This is a genomic window from Mycolicibacterium tokaiense, assembly GCF_010725885.1.
GTDB classification, from domain to species: domain Bacteria; phylum Actinomycetota; class Actinomycetes; order Mycobacteriales; family Mycobacteriaceae; genus Mycobacterium; species Mycobacterium tokaiense.
In genome coordinates this window covers 5,262,250-5,285,857 of sequence record NZ_AP022600.1, presented here as the reverse complement: position 1 = coordinate 5,285,857, position 23,608 = coordinate 5,262,250, and the positions used below count along the sequence as shown (strand labels likewise).

At 68.8% G+C, this 23,608-nt stretch carries 22 protein-coding genes; 17 read left to right on the top strand and 5 right to left on the bottom strand.

Going from position 1 to position 23,608, the window contains the following annotated elements:
- Window positions 1-20: 20 nt before the first annotated feature.
- Entirely contained in the window at window positions 21-629 is a 609-nt protein-coding gene (locus tag G6N58_RS25575) for a TetR/AcrR family transcriptional regulator (protein WP_115282068.1), read from the bottom strand.
- Window positions 630-688: 59 nt separating this feature from the next.
- On the bottom strand, window positions 689-1,273 hold the full coding sequence (locus tag G6N58_RS25570) for a TetR/AcrR family transcriptional regulator (RefSeq protein WP_115280998.1): 585 nt from the start codon (window positions 1,271-1,273) through the stop codon (window positions 689-691).
- 116 nt (window positions 1,274-1,389) lie between these two features.
- Between G6N58_RS25570 and G6N58_RS25565 the strand changes: the two genes are divergently transcribed.
- From G6N58_RS25565 to G6N58_RS30515, 4 genes are all read left to right on the top strand, one after another.
- Window positions 1,390-2,472 carry an FAD-dependent monooxygenase gene (locus G6N58_RS25565; protein WP_115280999.1) on the top strand — a complete coding sequence of 361 codons (1,083 nt, stop codon included), beginning with the start codon at window positions 1,390-1,392 and terminating at the stop codon, window positions 2,470-2,472.
- Window positions 2,469-3,842, top strand: a complete 1,374-nt coding sequence (locus G6N58_RS25560) for an MFS transporter (protein ID WP_232068000.1) — start codon at window positions 2,469-2,471, stop codon at window positions 3,840-3,842. Before G6N58_RS25565 ends, G6N58_RS25560 begins: the two co-directional genes overlap by 4 nt.
- Before the next feature lie 39 nt (window positions 3,843-3,881).
- Window positions 3,882-4,763 (top strand): adenylate/guanylate cyclase domain-containing protein, encoded by an 882-nt coding sequence (locus G6N58_RS25555; protein ID WP_115281000.1) that lies wholly within the window; start codon window positions 3,882-3,884, stop codon window positions 4,761-4,763.
- A 149-nt stretch (window positions 4,764-4,912) separates the two neighbouring features.
- Window positions 4,913-5,059, top strand: coding sequence for a hypothetical protein (locus tag G6N58_RS30515; RefSeq protein ID WP_170314364.1), 147 nt, complete (start codon window positions 4,913-4,915; stop codon window positions 5,057-5,059).
- A 4-nt stretch (window positions 5,060-5,063) separates the two neighbouring features.
- Here the strand turns inward: G6N58_RS30515 and G6N58_RS25550 are convergent, their stop codons facing one another.
- A complete protein-coding gene (locus tag G6N58_RS25550) occupies window positions 5,064-6,644 on the bottom strand; it encodes an FMN-binding glutamate synthase family protein (protein ID WP_115281001.1) in 1,581 nt (526 codons plus the stop codon).
- Window positions 6,645-6,692: 48 nt separating this feature from the next.
- On the opposite strand from G6N58_RS25550, the gene pheS reads away from it, so the two are divergent.
- The 13 genes from pheS to G6N58_RS25485 all read left to right on the top strand — a co-directional run bounded on the left by pheS (window position 6,693) and on the right by G6N58_RS25485 (window position 20,470).
- Entirely contained in the window at window positions 6,693-7,775 is a 1,083-nt protein-coding gene (gene pheS, locus G6N58_RS25545) for a phenylalanine--tRNA ligase subunit alpha (protein ID WP_068917238.1), read from the top strand.
- Window positions 7,775-10,264, top strand: coding sequence for a phenylalanine--tRNA ligase subunit beta (pheT, locus tag G6N58_RS25540; RefSeq protein ID WP_163908414.1), 2,490 nt, complete (start codon window positions 7,775-7,777; stop codon window positions 10,262-10,264). Before pheS ends, pheT begins: the two co-directional genes overlap by 1 nt.
- A gap of 114 nt (window positions 10,265-10,378) precedes the next feature.
- Window positions 10,379-11,416: an N-acetyl-gamma-glutamyl-phosphate reductase gene (gene argC, locus G6N58_RS25535; RefSeq protein ID WP_115281002.1), complete on the top strand. Its 1,038-nt coding sequence runs from the start codon at window positions 10,379-10,381 to the stop codon at window positions 11,414-11,416.
- Between the two features lie 20 nt (window positions 11,417-11,436).
- The gene (gene argJ, locus G6N58_RS25530) at window positions 11,437-12,624 is read left to right on the top strand and encodes a bifunctional glutamate N-acetyltransferase/amino-acid acetyltransferase ArgJ (RefSeq protein WP_115282070.1); all 1,188 of its coding nucleotides are present in this window, start codon (window positions 11,437-11,439) and stop codon (window positions 12,622-12,624) included.
- The gene (argB, locus tag G6N58_RS25525; RefSeq protein WP_115281003.1) at window positions 12,621-13,490 is read left to right on the top strand and encodes an acetylglutamate kinase; all 870 of its coding nucleotides are present in this window, start codon (window positions 12,621-12,623) and stop codon (window positions 13,488-13,490) included. The genes argJ and argB overlap by 4 nt, the downstream gene beginning before the upstream one ends.
- Window positions 13,487-14,671 (top strand): acetylornithine transaminase, encoded by a 1,185-nt coding sequence (locus tag G6N58_RS25520; protein ID WP_115281004.1) that lies wholly within the window; start codon window positions 13,487-13,489, stop codon window positions 14,669-14,671. Before argB ends, G6N58_RS25520 begins: the two co-directional genes overlap by 4 nt.
- Window positions 14,668-15,594: an ornithine carbamoyltransferase gene (argF, locus tag G6N58_RS25515; protein WP_115281005.1), complete on the top strand. Its 927-nt coding sequence runs from the start codon at window positions 14,668-14,670 to the stop codon at window positions 15,592-15,594. The genes G6N58_RS25520 and argF overlap by 4 nt, the downstream gene beginning before the upstream one ends.
- Complete coding sequence (locus G6N58_RS25510; protein ID WP_115281006.1) at window positions 15,591-16,070, top strand: arginine repressor; 480 nt, start codon at window positions 15,591-15,593, stop codon at window positions 16,068-16,070. Before argF ends, G6N58_RS25510 begins: the two co-directional genes overlap by 4 nt.
- A 22-nt stretch (window positions 16,071-16,092) precedes the next feature.
- Complete coding sequence (locus G6N58_RS25505) at window positions 16,093-17,292, top strand: argininosuccinate synthase (RefSeq protein ID WP_115281007.1); 1,200 nt, start codon at window positions 16,093-16,095, stop codon at window positions 17,290-17,292.
- An 86-nt stretch (window positions 17,293-17,378) separates the two neighbouring features.
- A complete protein-coding gene (gene argH, locus G6N58_RS25500) occupies window positions 17,379-18,791 on the top strand; it encodes an argininosuccinate lyase (protein ID WP_115281008.1) in 1,413 nt (470 codons plus the stop codon).
- Between the two features lie 22 nt (window positions 18,792-18,813).
- Window positions 18,814-19,410 (top strand): hypothetical protein, encoded by a 597-nt coding sequence (locus G6N58_RS25495; RefSeq protein WP_115281009.1) that lies wholly within the window; start codon window positions 18,814-18,816, stop codon window positions 19,408-19,410.
- Window positions 19,407-19,979 carry a hypothetical protein gene (locus G6N58_RS25490; RefSeq protein ID WP_174904658.1) on the top strand — a complete coding sequence of 191 codons (573 nt, stop codon included), beginning with the start codon at window positions 19,407-19,409 and terminating at the stop codon, window positions 19,977-19,979. The genes G6N58_RS25495 and G6N58_RS25490 overlap by 4 nt, the downstream gene beginning before the upstream one ends.
- Window positions 19,976-20,470 carry a hypothetical protein gene (locus G6N58_RS25485; protein WP_115281010.1) on the top strand — a complete coding sequence of 165 codons (495 nt, stop codon included), beginning with the start codon at window positions 19,976-19,978 and terminating at the stop codon, window positions 20,468-20,470. Before G6N58_RS25490 ends, G6N58_RS25485 begins: the two co-directional genes overlap by 4 nt.
- Here G6N58_RS25485 and G6N58_RS25480 read toward each other — a convergent pair.
- Together G6N58_RS25480 and G6N58_RS25475 are read right to left on the bottom strand one after the other, a co-directional pair.
- Window positions 20,427-21,731, bottom strand: coding sequence for a hypothetical protein (locus tag G6N58_RS25480; RefSeq protein WP_115281011.1), 1,305 nt, complete (start codon window positions 21,729-21,731; stop codon window positions 20,427-20,429). The genes G6N58_RS25485 and G6N58_RS25480 overlap by 44 nt on opposite strands.
- Before the next feature lie 9 nt (window positions 21,732-21,740).
- Window positions 21,741-23,501 (bottom strand): ABC-F family ATP-binding cassette domain-containing protein, encoded by a 1,761-nt coding sequence (locus G6N58_RS25475; RefSeq protein ID WP_115281012.1) that lies wholly within the window; start codon window positions 23,499-23,501, stop codon window positions 21,741-21,743.
- Window positions 23,502-23,608: the final 107 nt, after the last annotated feature.

The window sequence follows — 23,608 nt, the reverse complement described above, 5'->3', positions numbered from 1 at the left end:
TTGGGAGAAAGCTGGTGTCGTTACCGGACGGGGCCGCCGAGTCGTCCGTTGGTGGCATCGAGGATGGCCCGGTCGACGAGGTCGAGTGCCTCCTGTTGTGACACCTTGTGCTTCTCGAGGATGACCCGCCGGCCCACGTCCTCGTCGACCACGCGGAAAGCGCCGGTGACGGCTGCAGCGCACAGTCGGACGGTGAGGTGGTCCTGCGGCAGGTTCAGCCGCCGGGCGATCACGGGAATGAAGTCGCGCTCCATCTGGTCGTGCACCATCAGCAGGGCGGTTCGCAGCGCCGGTTCCTCGAGCGAGAGCACCATCATCTGCAAGGAACTCACTTCGTCGGCGAGTTCCTCTGGAGTCAAGGGATTTTCGCGCATGTCCAGGGCCAGATGATCGGCCAGTGAGAGCTCGTCCGGCCACCGGTTGGCGAGGTCGATGAACCGCTGGGCCGACTGCGCCAGCACCGGTTCGACGCAACTCTCCTTGCTGCGAAAGTACCGCCAGATGGTGCGGGTGGACAGGTCCGCGGCTGCAGCAATGTCGGCGCCGCTGGTACCGGCGACCCCTCGTTCCCAGAACAGCGCGCAGGCATGGCGGGACACCCGGAGTCGAGCTTGGGCCTGCTTGTCCATGATCACCGCCTCTCTGTCACTTAGTGACAGGACAACTGTGTCACTAAGTGACACGGGAGTCAAGGAGCAGTGGCTCGAATGCCGGCCAGGACGACGCTGACGATGCGTTCGGCGTCAGCGCGAGTGAATGTTCGGACTCCGCGATTGATGATCAGATGTACCGGGCCGGAGATCATTTCGCCGAGGAAGGCGCTGTCGACGGAAGGGATCTCGCCCCGCTGCACGGCGGCGTCCAGACGGTCCCGGAGCTCGGCGACCCGCTGATCGAGCACCTTGGTCAACGTCTGGATTGCGGCGGCATCGGGGGCCGGCTGAAGGGCGCGTTCGAGCGTTCGCCCGAAAGGTGTCTGCAACCCGGCGGCCAGCGCCGTGAGGAAATCCACCAGATCGGTCTGCAGATCGCCGCTGTCGGCCACGGAGGCCAGCTCCTGGGCGTAACGCAGCAGCGCTGCCACCGCCAGGTCGTCACGGTCCGGCCAGTTGCGGTAGACGCTGGCCTTGTGGACGCCTGCTTTCTCTGCCACCTCTTCGTAGCGGAAGCCGGAGAGTCCGTCCCGAGCCACCAATTCTGCCGTCGCGTCGAGGATCTGCTCGCGGACGCGAGCGGTGCGGCCGCCCGGGCGTCGCGTGGTCTCTCTGGTCATGGATCTGCTCGCGCCTCCTCTCGATGCCGATTGTCCCCAGCGCTGTTCTTGCAGAGCAAGTGGGCTTGTGCGTAGGCTCCATTAAAGCAACACATCGTCGCTTTAGTGGAGGTCTGGTGAGAGTTCTGGTGTCGGGGGCGGGGATCGCCGGTTTGGCGTGCGCCATCGAGTTCGGGGCCCGCGGCCACGACGTCACCGTCGTCGAACGTGGCGGCGGGCTGCGGACCTCGGGAACTCCTGTGGACATCCGCGGTGACGCCATCGAAGCGGTGTCCGACCTGGGGTTGCTTGCACGACTCCAGGCCCGACGGGTGCGGATGTCGGAAAACACCCGATTCGTCGACAGGTACGGGGTGCCCGTCGCACCCATTCCGATCGACGAAGTCAACGAGACTGCCGACGACTTCGAGATCCTGCGCGGCGACCTCGTGCAGACCCTCGCCGACGCGGTCGCGGACCGTGTCGACCTCCGGTTCGACCAGTGGATCACCCACCTGACCGACGAAGGCGACGTCACGTTCTGCACCGGCGAGGATGGCCGGTACGACCTCGTGATCGGCGCCGACGGCCAGCACTCAACGGTTCGGCGGCAGATGTTCGGACCCGACCGCGATCACGTGCGTCACCTCGGGGTGTACTTCGCGCTCGCCCACCTCGGCGGGGCGGACGAGGAGGTCAACTCGGTGTACAACGTCCCGGGCCGGCTGGTGGGGACCTTCCGGTACGGCGGTGCCACCATGGTCAACTTCCAATTCCGTTCGCAGGAACTGGTTTACGACCACCGGGATGTGGACGCCCAGAAGCAGTTGCTCATCGCCGCGTTCGCGGGTCACGACTCGTGGCGGATCCCGGAGTTGCTCGAGGCGGCCCGGGCGGATCCGGATTTCTACTTCACCTCCGCGAGCCAGGTCCACCTGCCGACCTGGCGGCGTGGCCGCGTGGTCCTGGTCGGTGACGCCGGATACTGCCCGGCATTCCTGTCCGGACGGGGCACCTCGCTGGCGTTGCTGGGCGCCCGCCTGCTCGCCCAGGAATGGCACCGCGACGCAGACCCCACCAGAGCGCTGGCGAACTACGAGGCGCGGCAACGCCCGTACGTCGTCGCCGCGCAGGCCGCCGTGCACGCCGGAGCGGACCGGCTGCTACCGCCAACCTGGGCCGCCATCGCCGCCCGCAACACCGCGCTGCAACAGCGGTGAGGGTCATCAGGTGGGCGGTGGTCCTGACCCTGGCCAACGTCCTCGCCGACATGGCGGTGGGTTCGCCGATGATGGTGCTGCCCCAGCTGCTCGAGCAGTTCCGGACCGATCAGGCCGCGTGGCTGAGCACCAGCGCCCTGCTCGCCGGGGCGATCTGGTCCCCGCTCCTGGCCAAGGCCTCCGACGTCGCCGGAAAACGCCGCGTCCTCATCACCACGCTGGGGCTGGCCTGCGTCGGAGCCGTGGTGTGCCTGGTAGCGCCCAACCTCTGGATCTTCTTGGTGGGACGGTTCTTTCAAGGCGCAGCCTTCGCGGCAGTGTTCCTCACAGTTGCACTGGTGCTGCAGATCTGCGCCCCCGCCACCGCAATGACGGTGGTGGGCGTCGTGACCTCGGGGTCGGCGGTGATCGGCATCGTCGAACCCTTCCTGATGCAGCCGGTGATCGATGCCTACGGACACCGCAGCGTGTTCCTGGTGGCTGCGACGCTGGCGGCGACAGCTGCGGTGGGCGTACGCCTGGTGGTTCCGGAGTCGCCCGTTCGCACCGCCGGTCATGTCGACGTGGCGGGTGCGCTGCTGCTCGGCGGTGGGTTGGCCGCCCTGCTTGCCTACCTGAGCCTCGGCGGCGACGCCGGTTGGTTCAGCGGGGGGATGGTGGCGCTCGCGGCGGCCGGGATGACCGCACTGGCCTGCTGGATGGTGCTGGCGCGCACCCTCGACGAGCCCATCATCGATCTGCGGGCGCTCACCCGGCCCATCCTGCTGACATTGTTGGCGGTGGTGCTGGCGGCGGGAGCGTTCCGCAGCATGCTCCAGCTCACCAGCATCATCGCTCAGGTGCCGGCAGAAGCCCGCCTCGGCTATGGCCTGGGGGACGGGAACGCGGTGGCAGTGCTGCTCGCGGCGCCCAACCTGGGCATCGTGGTCGGCGGGGCTGCCGCGGGCTGGCTGGCCGGACGGGTGGGCCCGGCGTGGCCGTTGCTCGCCGGTGTGGCCCTCGGAACGGTTGCCACCTTCGCGATGGTGGTGGGGGCATCCGTGCTGTCGGTGGCCGTCGCCTGCGGCGTCACCATCGGTGTCGCGGCCGGTGCGGTGGGGGCCTCCGGTTACAACCTGGCAACCAGCCTGCAGACGCCGCAGCGTCAGGGGGTCACCGCCGGGATGGTGTCGGTTGTGATGGCGCTGGGTTCGGTGGTGGTCACCTTCGCCGGTGGTGAAGTGCTGAAGGCCACCCGCCTCCCGGGTGGCGCGGCCAGCTCTGCCGCGGGCGTGACGACCTACATCGTGCTGGCCGGTGTGGTGTTCGCCCTGGCTGCTATTCCGGCCGCGATGGTGGTGATCACCCGTCGCCGGGACGCCCGGGTGTGATGTTGCCCGGTTCTCGCGGTACCACATACTGTTGCGCAAATGGAGCCCGTGCCCGGTGATGCCGGACGTGACGAGGTGACCCCCGGTGAGGTTGTGCCCCGGGACGGGTCGCGAGGCCTCGCCGATTGGCTCAAGGACACCAACGTCCACCCCGGCGTCGTGGGCTTCATCCGGCGGGCCCGTCGGTCGCTGCCGGGTGACCCGGAATTCGGGGACCCGCTGTCCATGGCCGGCGACGGAGGGCCACGCGTCGCGGCGCGAGCGGCCGACCGGCTGCTGGGCGCGCGCGCCGCAGCCACCCGAGAGGTGAGTCTGGCCGGGCTTCAGGTGTGGCAGGCGCTCACCGAGCGGGTGTCCCGCAAGCCCGCCAACCCCGAGGTCACCATCGTGTTCACCGATCTGGTCGGGTTCTCGGAGTGGTCGCTGCAGGCCGGCGACGATGCCACACTGCGGATGCTGCGCCAGGTGTCGGCGGCGGTGGAGCCCCCGCTGCTCGATCGCGGCGGTCACATCGTCAAGCGGATGGGCGACGGGTTGATGGCGGTGTTCCGGGATCCCCAGGTGGCGGTAGCGGCCGTGTTGTTGGCCCGCGACGCGGTCAAAGCTGTTGAGGTGGATGGCTATACGCCGAGAATTCGATGTGGTCTGCACACCGGCCGCCCGCAGCGTCTCGGCGGGGACTGGCTGGGTGTGGACGTCAACATCGCCGCCCGGGTGATGGCACGGGCGGTACGGGGCGGGGTGATGGTCTCCGGGCCGACACTGGAGCGCATCGAACCCACCGAACTCGCAGCGCTGGGCGTCACACCGAAACGCATGCGCAAGCAGGTGTTCGGGCCCAGGCCCTCCGGTGTCCCGGCCGATCTGGTGATGTATCAGCTGCGTTCCCAACGCGACGTCACAGACGACGCCCAGCAGTAAGCCGGGTCACACCCGGTGAGGTGAAATTGCCTGTGGTGTAACCAAACTCATAGTCCGAAACTTGATTAACGCAGAATTAACACGGAGCATGTGGGCGTTCCCCTATGTGGTGCCACCTCCGGCGCCACGTGATCAAGGAGTAGAAACCCATGTCGTCCCTGTCGAAGTACCGTGCCTCCTACAAGCGGAACCGGCAGGTGCGCCGTCTCTACGCGCGAATCAACGAGCTGCCGCAGTCGACCGTGCGTGAGGAGTTGCTCGCGATTGCCCAGCGCCACGAATTCGGGGAGCGCTGACGCCTCAACGGAACTGGTCGGCGCTGGCTGCGATCCAGTCCGAGCGCCACGATTCCGGCGGGTCGTCCAGTAGTTCGCCCGGCATCAGCCACTCGTAGATCTCGGCGTAGGTACGGGTGCGCTGGCCCTCGATGCGGCGGTTGAGCATGGCAGGGGAGAGTTCATCGAACCCGCCGAGCCCCATCGACGCCACGATCTGGGCGGCGCTGGCCACTGTCGCGCGCTGGAAGTTGAACACGCGTTGCGTCTTGTCGGGCACCGACAGGGCCCGGGCCCGGCCCGGGTCCTGAGTGGCCACCCCGGTGGGGCAGCGGTTGGTGTGGCAGGACAGCGCCTGGATGCAACCGACGGCGAACATCATCGCCCGCGCCGACATGGTGAAGTCCGCGCCCTGGATGATCCGGCGCACGATGTCGACGCCGCTGGCGACCTTGCCCGAGGCGCCCACCCGCACCCGGTCCCGCACGCCCACGCCGACCAGGGCGTTGTGCACCAGCATCAGCCCCTCCGTGAGGGGCATGCCCATGTGGTCCTCGAATTCTTGCGGTGCGGCCCCGGTGCCGCCCTCGGAACCGTCGACGATCACGAAGTCCGGCGTGACACCGGTGGCGAGCATGGCCTTGCAGATGGACAGGAATTCGGTGCGTGCGCCCACGCAGAGCTTGAACCCGACGGGTTTCCCGCCGGACAGCCGTCGCAGCGTGGCCACGAAGTCGAGCAGTCCCACCGGGGTGTCGAAAGCGGTGTGTGCCGGGGGTGAGACCACCGTGTGTCCCACCGGCACACCGCGGGTTTCGGCGATCTCGGGGCTTACCTTGGCGCCGGGTAGCACCCCGCCGAGGCCGGGTTTGGCGCCCTGGGACAACTTGATCGAGATCGCTTTCACAGCAGGAAGTTTCGCCTTGTCGGCGAATTGTCGCGGATCGAATCGGCCGTCGGTGTCGCGGCAGCCGAAGTAGCCGGATCCGATCTCCCAGATCAAGTCGCCGCCCAGGCGCAGATGGTAGGGGCTGATGCCACCCTCGCCGGTGTCGTGGGCGAATCCCCCGCGGGCGGCACCGCCGTTGAGGGCTTCGATGGCGTTGGCGGACAGCGCACCGAAACTCATCGCCGATACGTTCAGCAGCGCGATGTCATAGGGCTGGGTGCATTCGGGGCCACCGAGTCGGACCCGTGGCGCCACGTCGGCGGCCACCGTTGCCCGCAGCGAGTGCCGCAGGAACTCATATCCCAGGGCATTGACGTCGCGCAGCGTCCCGAACGGCTCGTCGCCCTTGGTCCCCTTGGACCGTTCATAAACCAGATCGCGGGTCTCCCGGTCGAAGGGGGTGGCCTCGGTGTCGGATTCCACGAAGTACTGCCGGATCTCCGGCCGGATCCGCTCGGCCACGAACCGGGCGTGGCCCAGGATCGGATAGTTACGCAGGATGCTGTGCCGGGTCTGCAGCAGATCCACGGTTCCCACCGCCGCGAGGGCCGCGATCACCCCCGCCACCGGCCACCACCACGGGTTGACCACCGACGCTGCCAGCCCCGCGGCGGCCGCCAGCAGCCACACGGCGGCGACGATGACTCCCCTGACCACGGCGCGAGGGTATCTCGAGCGCATCACCTATGATCGGCACTTGCGTTCATGCCGGACAACAACACCGAGGAGTCGCGTCGCGTGGGTGAAGAGGGCCAGGTCCCCGACCTCTCCGAAGAGACCCTGACCAAAGCTGTCAGCGCGGCCGGTCATGCCTTCAGCCTGGCCGCTGACCTGGACGCACTGGCCCGCGCCAAGACCGAACACCTGGGTGACAAGTCCCCTCTCGCGCTGGCGCGGCAGGCGCTCGGGGCCCTGCCCAAGAGCGATCGAGCCGACGCCGGCAAGCGCGTCAACGTGGCGCGCTCAGCTGCTCAGCAGGCCTTCGACGACCGCCTCGCTGTGCTGCGCGCCGAGCGCGACGCCGCGGTGTTGGTGGCCGAGCGCATCGACGTCACCCTGCCCTCCACCCGCCAACCCACCGGCGCCCGGCATCCCATCACCATCCTGGCCGAGCACATCGCCGACACGTTCATCGCGATGGGCTGGGAGCTGGCCGAGGGCCCCGAGGTGGAGACCGAACAATTCAACTTCGACGCCCTGAACTTCCCGCCGGACCACCCGGCGCGCAGTGAGTCGGACACCTTCCACATTGCGCCGGAGGGATCGCGGCAGGTGCTGCGCACGCACACCTCGCCCGTCCAGGTGCGTTCGCTGCTGACCCGTGAGCTGCCGGTGTACATCCTGTCGATCGGCCGGACGTTCCGCACCGACGAGCTGGATTCCACCCACACCCCGGTGTTTCATCAGGTGGAGGGGCTCGCAGTGGACCGTGGCCTCACGATGGCCAACTTGAAGGGCACGCTGGACGCGCTGGCCCGCTCAGAGTTCGGTCCCGAGGCGCGCACCCGTATCCGTCCGCACTTCTTTCCCTTCACCGAGCCGTCCGCCGAGGTGGATGTCTGGTTCACCGGCAAGAAGGGCGGCCCCGGCTGGGTCGAATGGGGTGGCTGCGGCATGGTCAACCCCAACGTGCTGCGTGCAGCGGGCATCAATCCCGAGGTCTACAGCGGCTTTGCCTTCGGCATGGGACTCGAGCGCACCCTGCAGTTCCGCAACGGCATCCCCGACATGCGCGACATGGTGGAAGGCGACGTCCGCTTTTCGCTGCCGTTCGGGGTGGGTGCCTGATGAAGCTGCCCTACAGCTGGTTGCGTGAGGTCGTGCGCGCCGGAACTCCCGACTGGGACGTCTCGGCGGAGGTACTGGAACAGGCGCTGATCCGGGTCGGCCACGAAGTCGAGGACGTCATCACCCTTGGACCGGTCACCGGCCCGCTGGTGATCGGCAAAGTCACCGAGATCGAGGAACTGACCGAGTTCAAGAAGCCGATCCGCGCCTGCAAGGTGGACGTCGGCGAAGCTGATTTGCGCGATATCGTCTGCGGCGCACGTAATTTCGTCGCCGGCGACACCGTGGTGGTGGCGCTGCCCGGCGCGGTTCTGCCCGGCGATTTCGCCATCGCGACCCGCAAGACCTACGGGCGCATCTCCGACGGCATGATCTGCTCGGCCGCCGAACTGCGCTTCGGCGCCGACCATTCCGGCATCATGGTGCTACCGCCGGACACCGCAGCACCGGGGGATTCGGCCTACGACGTGCTGGGCCTCGACGACGTGGTGTTCGACCTGGCGATCACCCCCGACCGTGGCTACGGATTGTCGGTGCGCGGGATCGCCCGTGAGATCGCCTGCGCGTTCGACCTGCCCTTCGTCGACCCCGCCGATGTCGAACCGCTGCCCGTCGAGGGCGAGGCGTGGCCGTTGACGGTGCAGCCCGGCACCGGCGTGAGCCGCTTCGCGCTGCGCCCGGTGACCGGCATCGACCAGCATGCGCTCTCGCCGTGGTGGATGCGGCGGCGCCTGCTGCTGTCCGGTATCCGGCCGATCTCGCCCGCCGTCGACGTCACCAACTACGTGATGCTCGAACTCGGGCACCCGATGCATGCCCACGACCGCACCCGGATCACCGGCGCCTTCGACGTCCGCTTCGCGCGGCCGGGGGAGACGGTGGTGACCCTCGACGACGTCACACGCACCCTGGATCCCGGTGACGTGCTGATCGTCGACGACGCGGCCACTGCGGCCATCGGCGGGATCATGGGCGCAGGTACCACCGAGATCGACGACAACTCCACCGACATCTTGCTCGAAGCCGCGATCTGGGATCCGGCGACCGTGTCTCGTACCCAGCGCCGGCTGCACCTGGTCAGCGAAGCGGGCCGACGCTACGAGCGTTCGGTGGACCCGGCCATCTCGGTGGCGGCGATCGACCGGTGCTCCCGGCTGCTGGCTGAGATCGCCGGTGGCACAATCGAACCCACGCTGACCGATTGGCGTGGCGACCCACCGCGCGAGGATTGGTCGCCGGCGGCGGTGCGGATGCCCGCCGATCTGCCCGACCGCACGGCCGGAGTGCACTACCCCGAAGGCGCCTCGGTCGCACGGCTGCAACAGATCGGTGCGACGGTGAGCGTCGACGAGCGCAACGTGCTGACTGTGACTCCGCCGAGCTGGCGTCCCGACCTCAAACAACCCGCCGATCTGGTGGAGGAGGTGCTGCGCCTGGAGGGCCTGGACGTCATTCCGTCGGTGCTGCCCACCGCTCCCGCCGGCCGCGGGCTGACTCCCGAGCAGCAGCGTCGCCGCGCGGTCGGCAAGTCGCTGGCGCTGTCGGGATACGTCGAGATCCTGCCGACGCCGTTCCTGCCGGCCGGGGTGTTCGACCAGTGGGGGTTGCCGGCCGACGATCCGCGGCGTGCCACCACCCGGGTGCTCAACCCGCTCGAGGCCGACCGGCCGCACCTGGCCACCACATTGTTGCCGGGGCTGCTGGAGGCGTTGTCCCGCAACGTCTCCCGTGGTGCCGTCGACACCGCACTGTTTGCCATCGCCCAGGTGGTGCAGCCCACCGAGCGCACCGCGGCCGTCGAGCTGATCCCCACCGACCGGCGTCCCACCGACGAAGAGCTCGCGGGCCTGAACGCGTCGCTGCCGCTGCAGCCCCAGCACGTCGGCGTGGTGCTCTGCGGGCTGCGCGAGCCGCGGGGACCGTGGGGCGCGGGGCGTCCTGCCGAGGCCGCGGACGCGTTCGAGGCGGTCCGGGTGATCGCCCGCGCAGCCGGCGTCGACGTCACCTTCCAGGCGGCGGACAAGCTGCCGTGGCATCCGGGCCGTTGCGCCGAGGTGCTGGTGGACGGCGTGGCCGTCGGCTACGCCGGGCAACTGCACCCCGCGGTGATCGAGCGGGCCGGTCTGCCGAAGGGCACCTGCGCCGCCGAGCTGGATCTCACCGCGCTGCCCATCGACCAGCAACTGCCTGCACCGCGGGTGTCGCCGTTCCCAGCGGTGTTCCAGGACGTCAGCCTGGTGGTGGGCGCGGACGTGCCCGCGCAGACCGTGATCGATGCCGTCCGCGGGGGTGCCGGTGAACTGTTGGAGAGCGTGCAGCTGTTCGACGTCTACACCGGGCCTCAGGTCGGCGAGGATCGCAAGTCGCTGACCCTGGCCCTGCGGTTCCGGGCGTCGGACCGCACGCTCACCGAGGACGAGGCCAGCGCGGCCCGCGACGCCGCGGTGGCCGCCGCAGCCGCCGGGATCGGCGCCGAACTCCGGGGCTGAGGTTTTGCCGAGCAGACGCGAACTCGGCCTCTGAGCCCAGAGATTATCCGAGTTCGCGTCTGCTCGGCGTTAATGGGTTTGAGCTTGCGTGCATAAGCATGCAAAGATCGGTGCATGCCGAAAACTGTGGCGTTGGCGGGTGCCAGCGGATATGCCGGTGGTGAGATCCTGCGGCTGCTGCTCGGCCACCCGGCCGTGGCGGACGGTCGCCTGGCGATCGGCAACCTGACTGCGGCCGCCTCCGCGGGAACCAGCCTCGGCGAACATCATCCCCATCTGCTGCCGTTGGCCGACCGGGTGTTGCAGCCCACCGACCTCGAGCACCTCAGCGGACACGACATCGTCTTCCTGGCGCTCCCGCACGGGCACTCCGGCGCGATCGCCGAGCAGCTGGGCCCCGACACCGTTGTCATCGACTGCGGCGCGGACTTCCGCCTCACCGACGCCGACGCCTGGCTGAAGTTCTACGGCTCCGAGCATGCCGGCACCTGGCCCTACGGCCTGCCGGAGCTGCCCGGTGGTCGTGACGCGCTGGCCGGCGCCACCCGGATCGCGGTGCCCGGGTGTTATCCGACCGCCGCGCTACTGGCGCTGCTACCTGCCGTGGCCGCCGAGCTGGTGGACACCCACGTCACCGTGGTCGCCGTCAGTGGCACCTCGGGCGCGGGCCGGGCCGCGAAAGTGGACCTGCTGGGGTCCGAGGTCATGGGCTCGGCCCGCGCGTACAACGTCGGAGGTTTGCACCGGCACACGCCGGAGATCGCCCAAGGCCTGCGCGCGGTCACCGACAAGCCCGTCACCGTGTCGTTCACCCCGGTGCTCATCCCCACTTCGCGCGGCATCCTGGCCACCTGCACCGCCCGCACCACCGCCTCGGTGGCCGAGATCCGGGCCGCCTATGACAAGGCCTACGGCAGCGAACCGTTTGTGCACCTGCTGCCGGAAGGCCAACTGCCCAAGACCGGTTCGGTGATCGGCAGCAACGCCGCGCAGCTGCAGATCGCGGTGGACGCCGACGCCGGAACCTTCATCGCCGTCTGCGCCATCGACAACCTGACCAAAGGCACCGGCGGCGCCGCAGTGCAGTCGATGAATCTTGCGCTGGGCTGGACCGAAACCGAAGGACTGTCGACCGTGGGAGTGGCGCCGTGACCGAGACCGTGCAAGCCCGGATGGTGCGGACCCAGGGCGTCACCGCCCCCGCAGGCTTCCGCGCGGCCGGGATCTCGGCCGGCATCAAGGCATCCGGCAGACTGGACCTGGCGCTGGTGTTCAACGAGGGCCCCGACCACGCGGCCGCAGGCGTGTTCACCCGCAACCAGGTCAAGGCCGCCCCCGTGCTGTGGAGTCAGCAGGTGCTGACCACCGGCAGGTTGCGCGCAGTGGTGCTGAACTCCGGCGGCGCCAACGCCTGCACCGGCCCGGGTGGCTTCCAGGACACCCACGCCACCGCCGAGGCCGTGGCCGCCGCACTGTCGGCCTGGGGCACCGAGACCGGAGCCGTCGAGGTGGCGGTGTGCTCCACCGGCCTGATCGGCGACCGGCTGCCGATGGACAAGGTGCTGCCCGGTGTACGCGAGATCGTGCAGGAGATGGCCGGTGGTCTCTCCGGCGGCGAAGAGGCCGCCCGCGCCATCATGACCACCGACACGGTGCCCAAACAGGTGTCCCTGCACCACGGTGACAACTGGACCGTCGGCGGCATGGCCAAGGGTGCCGGCATGCTGGCCCCGTCGCTGGCCACCATGCTGGTGGTCATCACCACCGATGCCGTGGCCGATGCCGCTGCCCTGGACACCGCGCTGCGCAACGCCACCGCCAGGACCTTCGACCGCCTCGACGTCGACGGCAGCTGCTCGACCAACGACACCGTGCTGCTGCTGTCCTCCGGCGCCAGCGAGATCGCGCCGTCGCAGGACCAGCTGAACGAGGCCGTCCTGAAGGTCTGCGACGACTTGTGCGCCCAACTGCAGGCCGACGCCGAAGGGGTCACCAAGCGCATCGTCATCACCGTCGCCGGCGCGGCCAACGAGGACGACGCCGTGGTGGCCGCGCGGGTGATCGCCCGCGACAGCCTGGTCAAGACCGCCCTGTTCGGGTCCGACCCGAACTGGGGCCGGGTGCTGGCCGCCGTCGGCATGGCACCGGTGACGCTGGACGCCAACCGGATCTCGGTGTCGTTCAACGGTTCTGACGTCTGCATCGACGGTGTCGGCGCCCCCGGTGCGCGGGAGGTGGATCTCTCGGGTGAGGAGATCGTGGTGCGCGTTCACCTCGGCGCCGGCGACGCCGAGGCGTCCATCCGCACCACCGACCTCTCGCATGCGTACGTCGAAGAGAACTCGGCCTACAGCTCATGACCGCCATCACCACCAAGGCGCAGGTGCTCGCCGGCGCGCTGCCGTGGCTCAAGCAGCTGCACGGCAAGATCGTGGTGGTCAAGTACGGCGGCAACGCCATGACCGACGACACCCTGAAGAAGGCCTTCGCCGACGACATGGTGTTCCTGCGCAACTGCGGCATCCGTCCGGTGGTGGTGCATGGCGGCGGCCCGCAGATCTCGGCCATGCTCAAGAGGCTCGGCATCGCAGGCGATTTCAAGGGCGGCTTCCGGGTCACCACTCCCGAGGTGCTCGACGTCGCCCGCATGGTGCTCTTCGGCCAGGTGGGCCGTGAGCTGGTGGGCCTGATCAATGCCCACGGCCCCTACGCCGTCGGTGTCACCGGTGAAGATGCCCAGCTGTTCACCGCGGTGCGCCGCAGCGTCACCGTCGACGGCGTGGCCACCGACATCGGCCTGGTAGGGGACGTGGAGACCGTCAACGCCGGGTCGCTGCTGGACCTGATCGTCGCCGGGCGCATTCCGGTGGTCTCGACCATCGCCCCGGACATCACCGGCGTCGTGCACAACATCAACGCCGACACCGCCGCCGCGGCGCTGGCCGAGGCGCTGGGTGCCGAAAAGCTGCTGATGCTCACCGATGTCGAAGGTCTCTACACCGACTGGCCCGACCGCACCTCGCTGGTCAGCGAGATCGATACCGACGCGCTGACCGCGCTGCTGCCGCGGCTGGAATCAGGCATGGTGCCCAAGATCGAAGCCTGTCTGCGTGCGGTCAACGGCGGGGTGCCCAGCGCGCACGTCATCGACGGCCGGGTGCAGCATTGCGTGATCGCCGAACTGTTCACCGACGAAGGAGCAGGTACCAAGGTGGTCCCCTCATGACCAATACCGAAGCGCTGCAAGCACGTTGGCAATCGGTGATGATGAACAACTACGGCACCCCCGCCATGGCCCTGGCTGGCGGCGACGGCGCGATCGTGACCGATCCCGACGGCAAGACCTATCTCGACCTGCTCGGCGGTATCGCGGTGAACCTGCTGGGACACCGGCATCCGGCGATCATCGACGCCGTCACCACCCAGTTGAACACGCTGGGCCACGTGTCCAACTTCTACGCCACCGAACCCGGCATCGCACTGGCCGAGGGGCTGGTCGGGCATCTGGGCTCGCCGGCCAAGGTGTTCTTCTGCAACTCCGGCACCGAAGCCAATGAGGTGGCGTTCAAGATCACCCGGCTGACCGGTCGCACCAAAGTAGTGGCTGCCGAGGGTGGTTTCCACGGGCGCACCATGGGCTCGCTGGCCCTGACCGGGCAGCCGTCCAAGCGCGAACCCTTCGAACCGTTGCCCGCCGGTGTCACCCACGTGCCCTATGGCGACGTCGAGGCGCTGACAGTGGCCGTCGACGACGAGACCGCCGCGGTGTTCCTGGAGCCGATCATGGGGGAGGGCGGCGTCGTTGTCCCGCCGCCCGGATACCTTGCGGCAGCGCGGGAGATCACCAGCAGGCACGGCGCGCTGTTGGTGCTCGACGAGGTGCAGACCGGCGTGGGACGCACCGGAGCCTTCTACGCACACCTTCACGACGGCATCACCCCGGACGTGGTGACCCTGGCCAAGGGGCTGGGTGGCGGTCTACCGATCGGCGCCTGCCTGGCCGTCGGTGCCACTGCCGACCTGCTGACCCCCGGCCTGCACGGCAGCACCTTCGGCGGTAACCCGGTGTGCACCGCGGCGGCACTGGCCGTGCTGCGCACCCTGGCCGCCGAGGACCTGGTGGCGCGTGCCGCGGTGGCGGGCAAGCACCTCGGCACCGGTATCGAAGCACTGAAACATCCACTGGTGAGCCATGTTCGGGGCAAGGGTCTGCTGCTGGGTGTGGTACTCACCGAGCCGACGGCCAAGGCTGTCGAAAACGCCGCCCGCGACGCCGGATTCCTGGTGAACGCCCCCGCCGCCGATGTGGTGCGACTGGCGCCACCGATGATCATCACCGATGAGCAGATCGACACCTTCCTGACCGCACTGCCCGCCATACTCGACACCGCCAAGGACACCCCATGATCCGCCATTTCCTGCGCGACGACGATCTGACGCCTGCGGAGCAGGCCGAGGTGCTGGCCCTGGCTGCCGAACTGAAGGCCGCTCCGATGAGCCGGCGCCCACTGGAGGGCCCCCGGGGGGTGGCCGTCATCTTCGAGAAGAACTCCACCCGCACCCGGTTCTCCTTCGAGATGGGCATCGCGCAGCTCGGCGGGCACGCCGTGGTGGTCGACGGCCGCAGCACCCAGCTGGGCCGGGAAGAGACCCTTGAAGACACCGGAAAGGTGTTGTCCCGCTACGTTGATGCCATTGTCTGGCGCACCTTCGCCCAGGAACGGTTGACCGCCATGGCGTCGGGCTCGACCGTGCCGATCGTCAATGCGCTCTCCGATGAGTTCCACCCCTGCCAGGTGCTGGCCGATCTGCAGACCCTCGCGGAGCGTAAGGGTTCGCTCAAGGGTCTGAAGATGACCTACTTCGGCGACGGCGCCAACAACATGGCGCACTCGCTGATGCTCGGCGGGGTCACCGCCGGCATCGACGTCACCATCGCCGCGCCGCGAGGTTTCGAGCCGCACCCGGCTTTCGTCGACGCCGCGCGCCGGCGTGCCGAGCAGACCGGCGCCACCGTCGCGCTGACCGGCAATGCCGATGAAGGTGCCCGTGGCGCCGATGTCCTGGTCACCGACACCTGGACCTCCATGGGGCAGGAGAACGACGGCCTGGACCGGGTGCGCCCGTTCCGGCCCTTCCAGGTCAACGCCGAGATGCTGAGCAAGGCGGACTCCGACGCCGTTGTGCTGCACTGCCTTCCGGCGCACCGGGGACACGAGATCACCGACGACGTACTCGACGGCGACCAGAGCGCCGTCTGGGACGAAGCCGAGAACCGGTTGCACGCCCAGAAGGCGCTGTTGGTGTGGTTGCTGGATCAGCGACGATGACGTCGGCGACCACCCGTGCCGGACGGCAGGCCCGCATCGTGGCCCTGCTGTCGGCGCAGTCGGTCCGCAGTCAGAGTGAACTGGCCGCCCTGCTGGCCGCCGAGGGCATCGACGTCACCCAGGCCACGCTGTCGCGTGACCTCGAGGAACTGGGTGCAGTCAAACTGCGCGGCGCCGACGGTGGTGTCGGCGCCTACGTCGTCCCCGAGGACGGCAGCCCCGTGCGCGGGGTCACTGGCGGCACCGAACGCGTCACCCGGCTGCTCGGCGACCTGCTGGTGTCCACCGACGCCAGCGGCAACCTCGCGGTGCTGCGCACGCCGCCGGGGGCGGCGCACTACCTGGCCAGCGCCATCGACCGGGCCGCCCTGCCTTACGTGGTGGGAACCATCGCCGGGGATGACACCATCTTCGTGATGGCGCGCGAACCGATGACCGGCGCGGAGCTGGCCATGACTTTCGAGAACCTGAAGTAAGACGAGCAAGGGAGAACAACACATGTCCGATCGCGTCATCTTGGCGTACTCCGGCGGGCTGGACACCTCGGTGGCCATCAGCTGGATCGGCAAGGAAACCGGCAAGGAGGTCGTTGCCGTCGCCATCGACCTCGGCCAAGGCGGCGAGGACATGGATGTGGTGCGCCAGCGCGCGCTGGATTGCGGCGCGGTCGAAGCCGTCGTCGTGGACGCCCGCGACGAGTTCGCCGACGAGTACTGCCTGCCGACCATCCAGTCCAACGCGCTCTACATGGACCGCTACCCGCTGGTGTCGGCCATCAGCCGCCCGTTGATCGTCAAGCACCTGGTCAAGGCCGCCCGGGACCACGGCGGCGGCATCGTCGCCCACGGCTGCACCGGCAAGGGCAACGACCAGGTGCGCTTCGAGGTCGGATTCGCCTCGCTGGCACCCGATCTCGAGGTGCTGGCCCCGGTGCGCGACTACGCGTGGACCCGCGAGAAGGCAATCGCGTTCGCCGAGGAGAACGCGATCCCGATCAACGTCACCAAGCGCTCACCGTTCTCGATCGACCAGAACGTCTGGGGCCGCGCCGTGGAAACCGGGTTTCTCGAGCACCTCTGGAACGCCCCCACCAAGGACGTCTACGACTACACCGAAGACCCCACCATCAACTGGAGCTCGCCGGACGAGGTGATCGTCGGGTTCGACAAGGGTGTGCCGGTCTCCATCGACGGGCGCCCGGTCACGGTGCTGCAGGCCATCGAGGAGCTCAACCGGCGCGCCGGTGCCCAGGGTGTCGGCCGGCTCGACGTCGTGGAGGACCGCCTGGTCGGCATCAAGAGCCGCGAGATCTACGAGGCGCCCGGCGCGATGGTGCTGATCACCGCCCACACCGAACTCGAGCACGTCACCCTCGAGCGCGAACTGGGCCGCTACAAGCGCGGCACCGACCAGAAGTGGGGCGAGCTGGTCTACGACGGCCTGTGGTACTCGCCGCTCAAGCGCGCGCTGGAGTCGTTCGTCGCGCATACCCAGGAGCACGTCACCGGCGAGATCCGGATGGTGCTGCACGGCGGGCACATCGCCGTCAACGGCCGGCGCAGCCCCACGTCGCTCTACGACTTCAACCTCGCCACCTACGACGAGGGCGACAGCTTCGACCAGTCCTCGGCGAAGGGCTTCGTGCACGTGCACGGCCTGTCGTCGAAGATCTCGGCCAAGCGCGACCTGAGCCTGTAATTGCCATGGCGAGCGTGCGTGTTCGTCCGGGAACACTCCGTGTTTCGCGGACGAACACGCACGCTCGCGCTTGACGAGGGAGCGATATGAGCACCAACGAAGGCGCGCTGTGGGGCGGCCGGTTCGCCGACGGGCCGTCGGCCGCGCTGGCGGCGCTGAGCAAGTCCACCCACTTCGACTGGGTGCTGGCGCCCTACGACGTCACCGCATCCAAAGCGCATGCCCGCGTGCTGTTCAATGCCGGACTGCTCACCGAAGAACAACGTGACGGCCTGCTCGCGGGCCTGGACTCCCTCGGCGAGGACGTGGCCGACGGCAGCTTCGGCCCCATCGCCACCGACGAGGACGTGCACGGTGCCCTGGAGCGCGGCCTGATCGACCGGGTGGGCCCCGACCTCGGTGGGCGGCTGCGGGCGGGGCGCTCCCGCAATGACCAGGTGGCCACGCTGTTTCGCATGTGGCTGCGCGACGCGCTGCGCCGGGTGGCCGACGGGGCACTGGCGGTGGTGGGTGCGCTCGCGGTCCAGGCTGCGGCGCATCCCACCGCCATCATGCCGGGCAAGACTCACCTGCAGAGCGCCCAACCGGTGCTGCTGGCCCACCATCTGCTGGCGCACGCCCACCCGTTGCTGCGCGACGTCGACCGCATCGTAGACTTCGACGTCCGCACCGCGGTGTCGCCCTATGGATCCGGGGCGCTGGCGGGTTCGTCGCTGGGCCTGGATCCCGATGCCATCGCCGCCGACCTGGGCTTCGCCCGCGCGGCCGACAATTCGATCGACGCCACCGCCGCACGGGATTTCGCCGCTGAGGCGGCCTTCATCCTGGCCATGATCGCCGTCGATCTGTCGCGCCTGGCCGAAGACATCATCCTGTGGAGCTCAACGGAATTCGGCTACGTCACGCTGCACGACTCCTGGTCGACCGGCAGTTCGATCATGCCGCAGAAGAAGAACCCTGACATCGCCGAGCTGGCGCGCGGTAAGTCCGGCCGGCTGATCGGCAACCTGGCCGGGCTGCTGGCCACCTTGAAGGCCCAGCCGCTGGCCTACAACCGGGACCTGCAAGAGGACAAGGAGCCGGTGTTCGACTCCGTGGCGCAGCTGGAGCTGCTCCTGCCGGCGATGGCGGGCCTGGTGGGCACGCTGACCTTCGACGAGCAGCGGATGGCCGAGTTGGCGCCGGCCGGCTACACCTTGGCCACCGACATCGCTGAATGGCTGGTGCGCCAAGGTGTTCCGTTCCGGGTAGCACACGAGGCGGCCGGTGCTGCCGTCAAGACCGCCGAAGGCCGCGGCGTCGGCCTCGACGAACTCACCGACGACGAACTGGCCGGCATCAGCCCAGCGCTGACCCCCGAGGTGCGCGACGTGCTGACGGTCGACGGCTCGGTGTCCGCCCGCGACGCCCGCGGCGGCACCGCGCCGGTCCAGGTGGCCGCCCAACTCGGCACTGTGCGCGACACGGTGGACTCCTTGCGACTGCGCCTGCGCCGCTGACCCGGCCAGTAGAGTTCGCGGCATGGGGGCTGGGGTCACCGCGAGTCTGACGGGCCGGGTGCGCCGGTGGTTTGCCGGGCTGGGCTTCGCGCAGATGTGGCGGCTGGCGGTGGTGCTTGTACTGGCCGCAACGGCCGCATTCGGTGGGCTGGACAACGTCAACACCGCGGTCACGGTCTTCGAACCCGGCGAGGAGTTCAATGACGGCCAGTACACCCTGACCGTCGAGCGGGCATCGGTGGTGGAGCGGATCGGGGGCGTGCTGTCGGACAATCTGGACACCCAATACCTGGGTGTGGTGGTCCAGATTCGCAATGACGGCGACACTCCCGGCAACCTGTTGCGCGCCATCGATCTGACCGGCTTCCCCCAGCAGAGGTTCTCAGGCGTCTACCGGATGGCCGACAGCACCTACAACGCGAACCTGGGGCCGGGCCTGGCCCAGCAGTCGGCGTTCTTCTGGGAGGTGCCGGCGGGCAGCATCGCCGACGGTGAGGAGGTGACGCTACGGGTCTGGAAGAAGAAGTTCACCGAGCTCATGGTCAGCTGGGGCCAGGCCTGGATCGACGACGCCACCGACTACGGCCAGATCAGTGTGCCGGTGAAGGTCCGTCCATGAACTGGCGCAGCACCGCTCACCTCCTGGCCGTCGCAGTGGTGATCGCGGCCGCGGCGTTCCTCTGGCACAACCTGCCGCGCAACAGTCAGATCTATGCCCCGTTCGACGTCACCGCCGACGCGGGTGTGCCGGCCACCGGCAGGAACATCACCGCCACCGTCGTGGGCACCCAGATCGCGCCGGTGGTGCAGCCGCCCTCGGGACGCCCGCCTCAGCTCGATGCCGCCGGGGTGTGGGTGGTGGTGACCGCCACGGTCGCCGCCGTCACCGAACCCGGGTTGCTGCGCACCGAACTGGAGGTGGGCCCGGACACCTACACCCCGACAGACCGGCTACCGCCGACGGCGACCGCCGGCGGCACCATGCAACCGGCCATCGACTACCACGGTGCGTGGGTGTTCGACGTCGCCCCCGACGTCCTCGACCGCGTCGACGAACTGCGTCTGCGGTTGTGGCTGGGCGACCCGCGACTGGATTCCCGACTGGTGATCCGTATCCCGTTGTCCGGGCCGCAGGTCGGTTTCGCCGACCGGGTGCGGCTGCCCCGCCCAGCGGTGAGCGCGTCGTGATCCGGCTGTGGCAGCGCAATCTGCTGGGCACCGCGGCGGCGGCGGCCGCACTGGCCGTCGCGACGGTCACCACGCTCTGGCCCAGTTGGTCGGACTACCGCGACATGACCGTTCCCGAATACGTGGTGCCGTCCGGTGAGTTGGGCACCGCGGCCGGGCAGCTCTGGCGGGTGGACCGGACCCGCTTCTACAGCTCGTCCCCGAACCGGTTGAACCCGGATCTGCCGCCGGGCACGCTGGTCCACGTGGTCGTCATCGAGTCCGAGGGGCCGGGACTGCCCGGGTGCTCGGCGGTGATCACCGACGGTCACCGGCGGTGGTCGGCGGAGCCCGTCGCGGGTTACGGGCCGCTGCCCCCCGGCGGCACGAATGCCGTCTGCGGGCGGCCGGGCCTGGCGCAGTTCAGTTTTCTGCTGCCCGCAGGCGTCTCGCCGACCGCGGTGGATCTCACGGACTGGATGGGGCGGATTCTGGTGCGTCTGATGTTGTAGCCGTGTGTGCCACCCGTTCGACGCAGTAGACGAAGGTGCTGGCGACCACGCAGATCCGCAGTGGCTCGATCAGCAGATGGGACGCCAGGCTCAGGGTGTCCAGCGTGTTGTTCCAGAAGGCCCAGGGTTGGGGTCCCGCCAGCCACGCCACCCCACGCACCAGGTAGCCGTCGCCCATCTGGGCGCGGTAGAAGCTGCCCGCCATGTCCAGCCAGGCCAGACCCAGGTATGCCAGCACGTACAGCGACAGCGCCAGCACTCCGCCGTGCAGGATCAGTCGCGCGGAGTCGACGATGGGGCGGAACTTTCCCAGCTGGCCCAGCGCGTGCTCGCGTGCCTTGTCCCGCAACGATTTCGGCATCAGTACCCACCGGCTGCTCAGTTGTTTCTGAACCGGTGCCGTTCGGTGGAACACCGACCATGCGCGCACGCCGCCCAGTCGGCGTACGGTGTCTCGCCAGTTGACCGTCAGGGCCACCCCGTAGACCACGCCGGCCACCGCAAGCCAGATCAGCGGAACTGCAGCGCCGCCGAACACCGTGCGCAGCGCCCACATCACAGTGTCCCAGGCGGCCTCGAGCGGCCGGAAGTGAGAGAACATCTCCGCGCGGGTTGTGGTGAACCACACGACTATTCGCCGCTCGGCGATCCAGCCGGCGGGGTTCAGCAGCAGCGTCAGCCCCTGATTCACCGAGAAGCTCAACGCCAGGAAAACCCAGAGGGTGTCGACATACACCCGGACCGCCACCATCCACCCGGGCAGGCGGTCCTTCGACCAGCTCAGCAGATAACGCAGCACCAGCGCGCAGCCGATCAGGACCACGGTGCTGGTGCCCACCGGGATCGACGCCGGGTCGAGCTCGGTGGGCTGCGGCGAGGTCACCGCCTCGTCGACGCGGTACACCAGGGCCCGGGCCTCGAAGGCCAGCCAGTCCTCCCGAAACATCTGCCAGGCCATGTAGATCGCCAGGAACGGCAACACGATGGTGGAGAACACGTCGACGTCGCGCAGCCTGCGAGTGGAGAAATTGGCCAGCACCGGAAATGCCGGCCGCAGTATCAGGAACATTCCGATGAACGACGCCAGCCGGGCCAGGCCGGCCAGCGGCATGATCACCGACGCCCACCATTTGTTGTCGTAGCCCGCCCATGCCGCCAGTTCGATGGCGCCGCGGCGGCCCAGATAGCCCAGCAGGTAACACGCTGCGAGCTGCGGGAAGTACCGCACCCACAGGGTCAGCGGCCGCAGCACGTAGCGCACAGGGTCAGGTTATTCGGCGGCTTCCGACAGTTCCAACCAGCGCTCTTCGAGGTCGGTGTTCTCGGTCTCCAGTGCCCGCAGCCGGGCGGTCAGCTCGGCCAGACCGGTGTAATCGCTCTGGTCGTGGTCGGCCATGGTGGTGTGCAGAGCGGTGATCTGCTCGCCGAGCCGGGTCAGCTTGCGTTCCACCGCCCCCAACTCCTTGCGGGCACTGTACTGGGCGGCGCCCCCACCGGTCTGAGCGGCAGCGGCGGGCGCCGGCGCGGCGGGGGTGCGGGCCAGCTGAAGGTACTGGTCGACGCCGCCGGGAAGGTGCCGAAGCGAACCGCCCAGCACGGCGTACTGCTGGTCGGTGACGCGCTCGAGCAGGTACCGGTCGTGGGAGACGACGATCAACGTGCCCGGCCACGAGTCCAGCAGGTCCTCCGTGGCGGTCAGCATCTCGGTGTCGACATCGTTGGTGGGCTCATCGAGCACCAGCACGTTCGGCTCGCTGAGTATGGTCAGCATCAGCTGCAGCCGGCGGCGCTGGCCACCGGAGAGTTCGCTGACCCGGGTGGAGAGCTGATCCCGGGCGAACCCCAGCCGCTCGAGCAACTGGGTCGGGGTGAGCTCGCGCCCGTCGACCTGATAGCCCTCGCGCAACCGGCCGATCACCTCACGCACCAGGTCACCTTCGACGTCTGCCAGGATCCCGGCCTGCTGATCGAGCATGGCCAACTGAACGGTCTTGCCCCGTTTGACCCGCCCGGAGCTCGGGGTCACCGTGCCGGCGATCAGCCCGAGCAAGGTGGACTTGCCTGCGCCGTTGGCGCCCAGGATCCCGGTGCGTTCACCCGGTCCGATGCGCCACTCGATGTCGTGCAGGATCTCGCGATCGCCGAACCGGACCGAGACGTCGAGTAGGTCGATGACGTCCTTGCCGAGCCGCGCCGTGGCCAGTTTGGCCAGTTCGATGCCGTTGCGGACCGGCGGCACGTCGGCGATCAGCGCGTTGGCGGCGTCGATGCGGAACTTCGGCTTCGACGTGCGCGCCGGCGCGCCGCGGCGCAGCCAGGCCAGCTCCTTGCGCATCAGGTTCTGCCGCTTGGCCTCCGATGCCGCCGCCATCCGGTCGCGCTCCACCCGCTGCAGGATGTAAGCGGCGTAGCCGCCTTCGAATGGCTCGACGATTCCATCGTGGACTTCCCACGTGGTGGTCGCCACCTCGTCGAGGAACCAGCGATCATGGGTGACCAGCAGCAGTCCGCCGGTGTTGCGCGCCCAGCGCTGCTGCAGATGCGCGGCCAGCCAGGTGATGCCTTCGACATCGAGGTGGTTGGTGGGCTCGTCGAGCGCGATCACGTCCCAGTCACCCATCAGCAGGGCGGCCAGTTGCACGCGCCGGCGCTGACCACCGGAGAGTGTGCCCACCGGGGCGTTCCAGTCCAGATCGGACACCAGACCGCCCACCACGTCGCGCACCCGCGCGTCCCCGGCCCACACGTGTTCGGCGGTGTCACCGACGAGGCTGAAGCCCACGGTCGCCTCCGCGTCGAGGACGTCGGCCTGGTCCAGCGCCCCCACCCGCAGCCCGCCCACCCGGGTGACCCGCCCCGCATCGGGGGTGATCCGTCCGGTCAGCATGTTCATCAGGCTGGACTTGCCGTCGCCGTTGCGGCCGACGATGCCAATCCGGTCGCCGTCGCTGACGCCGACGGTCACCGAGTCGAAGACGACCCTGGTCGGGTACTCGAGGCGCAACGATTCGGCGCCGAGTAGGTGTGCCACTGGGCCGACCCTATCGTGCCTGGCACTCTGGTTGCCTACGTGACCAAAGGTGACGGGTGTGACAGGGGTGTGTGGAATGATGTGCAGGCCGTCGGGGCGAGATGAGC

Coding starts and splice junctions, on each gene's coding strand:
- argC (WP_115281002.1), top strand. CDS start 10,379: ATGCCGAAAACTGTGGCGTTGGCGGGTGCCAGCGGATATGCCGGTGGT.
- G6N58_RS25510 (WP_115281006.1), top strand. CDS start 15,591: ATGACGTCGGCGACCACCCGTGCCGGACGGCAGGCCCGCATCGTGGCC.
- G6N58_RS25555 (WP_115281000.1), top strand. CDS start 3,882: ATGGAGCCCGTGCCCGGTGATGCCGGACGTGACGAGGTGACCCCCGGT.
- G6N58_RS25505 (WP_115281007.1), top strand. CDS start 16,093: ATGTCCGATCGCGTCATCTTGGCGTACTCCGGCGGGCTGGACACCTCG.
- G6N58_RS30515 (WP_170314364.1), top strand. CDS start 4,913: ATGTCGTCCCTGTCGAAGTACCGTGCCTCCTACAAGCGGAACCGGCAG.
- G6N58_RS25495 (WP_115281009.1), top strand. CDS start 18,814: ATGGGGGCTGGGGTCACCGCGAGTCTGACGGGCCGGGTGCGCCGGTGG.
- pheT (WP_163908414.1), top strand. CDS start 7,775: ATGAAGCTGCCCTACAGCTGGTTGCGTGAGGTCGTGCGCGCCGGAACT.
- G6N58_RS25490 (WP_174904658.1), top strand. CDS start 19,407: ATGAACTGGCGCAGCACCGCTCACCTCCTGGCCGTCGCAGTGGTGATC.
- pheS (WP_068917238.1), top strand. CDS start 6,693: ATGCCGGACAACAACACCGAGGAGTCGCGTCGCGTGGGTGAAGAGGGC.
- argB (WP_115281003.1), top strand. CDS start 12,621: ATGACCGCCATCACCACCAAGGCGCAGGTGCTCGCCGGCGCGCTGCCG.
- G6N58_RS25575 (WP_115282068.1), bottom strand. CDS start 629: ATGGACAAGCAGGCCCAAGCTCGACTCCGGGTGTCCCGCCATGCCTGC.
- argH (WP_115281008.1), top strand. CDS start 17,379: ATGAGCACCAACGAAGGCGCGCTGTGGGGCGGCCGGTTCGCCGACGGG.
- G6N58_RS25520 (WP_115281004.1), top strand. CDS start 13,487: ATGACCAATACCGAAGCGCTGCAAGCACGTTGGCAATCGGTGATGATG.
- argJ (WP_115282070.1), top strand. CDS start 11,437: ATGGTGCGGACCCAGGGCGTCACCGCCCCCGCAGGCTTCCGCGCGGCC.
- argF (WP_115281005.1), top strand. CDS start 14,668: ATGATCCGCCATTTCCTGCGCGACGACGATCTGACGCCTGCGGAGCAG.
- G6N58_RS25570 (WP_115280998.1), bottom strand. CDS start 1,273: ATGACCAGAGAGACCACGCGACGCCCGGGCGGCCGCACCGCTCGCGTC.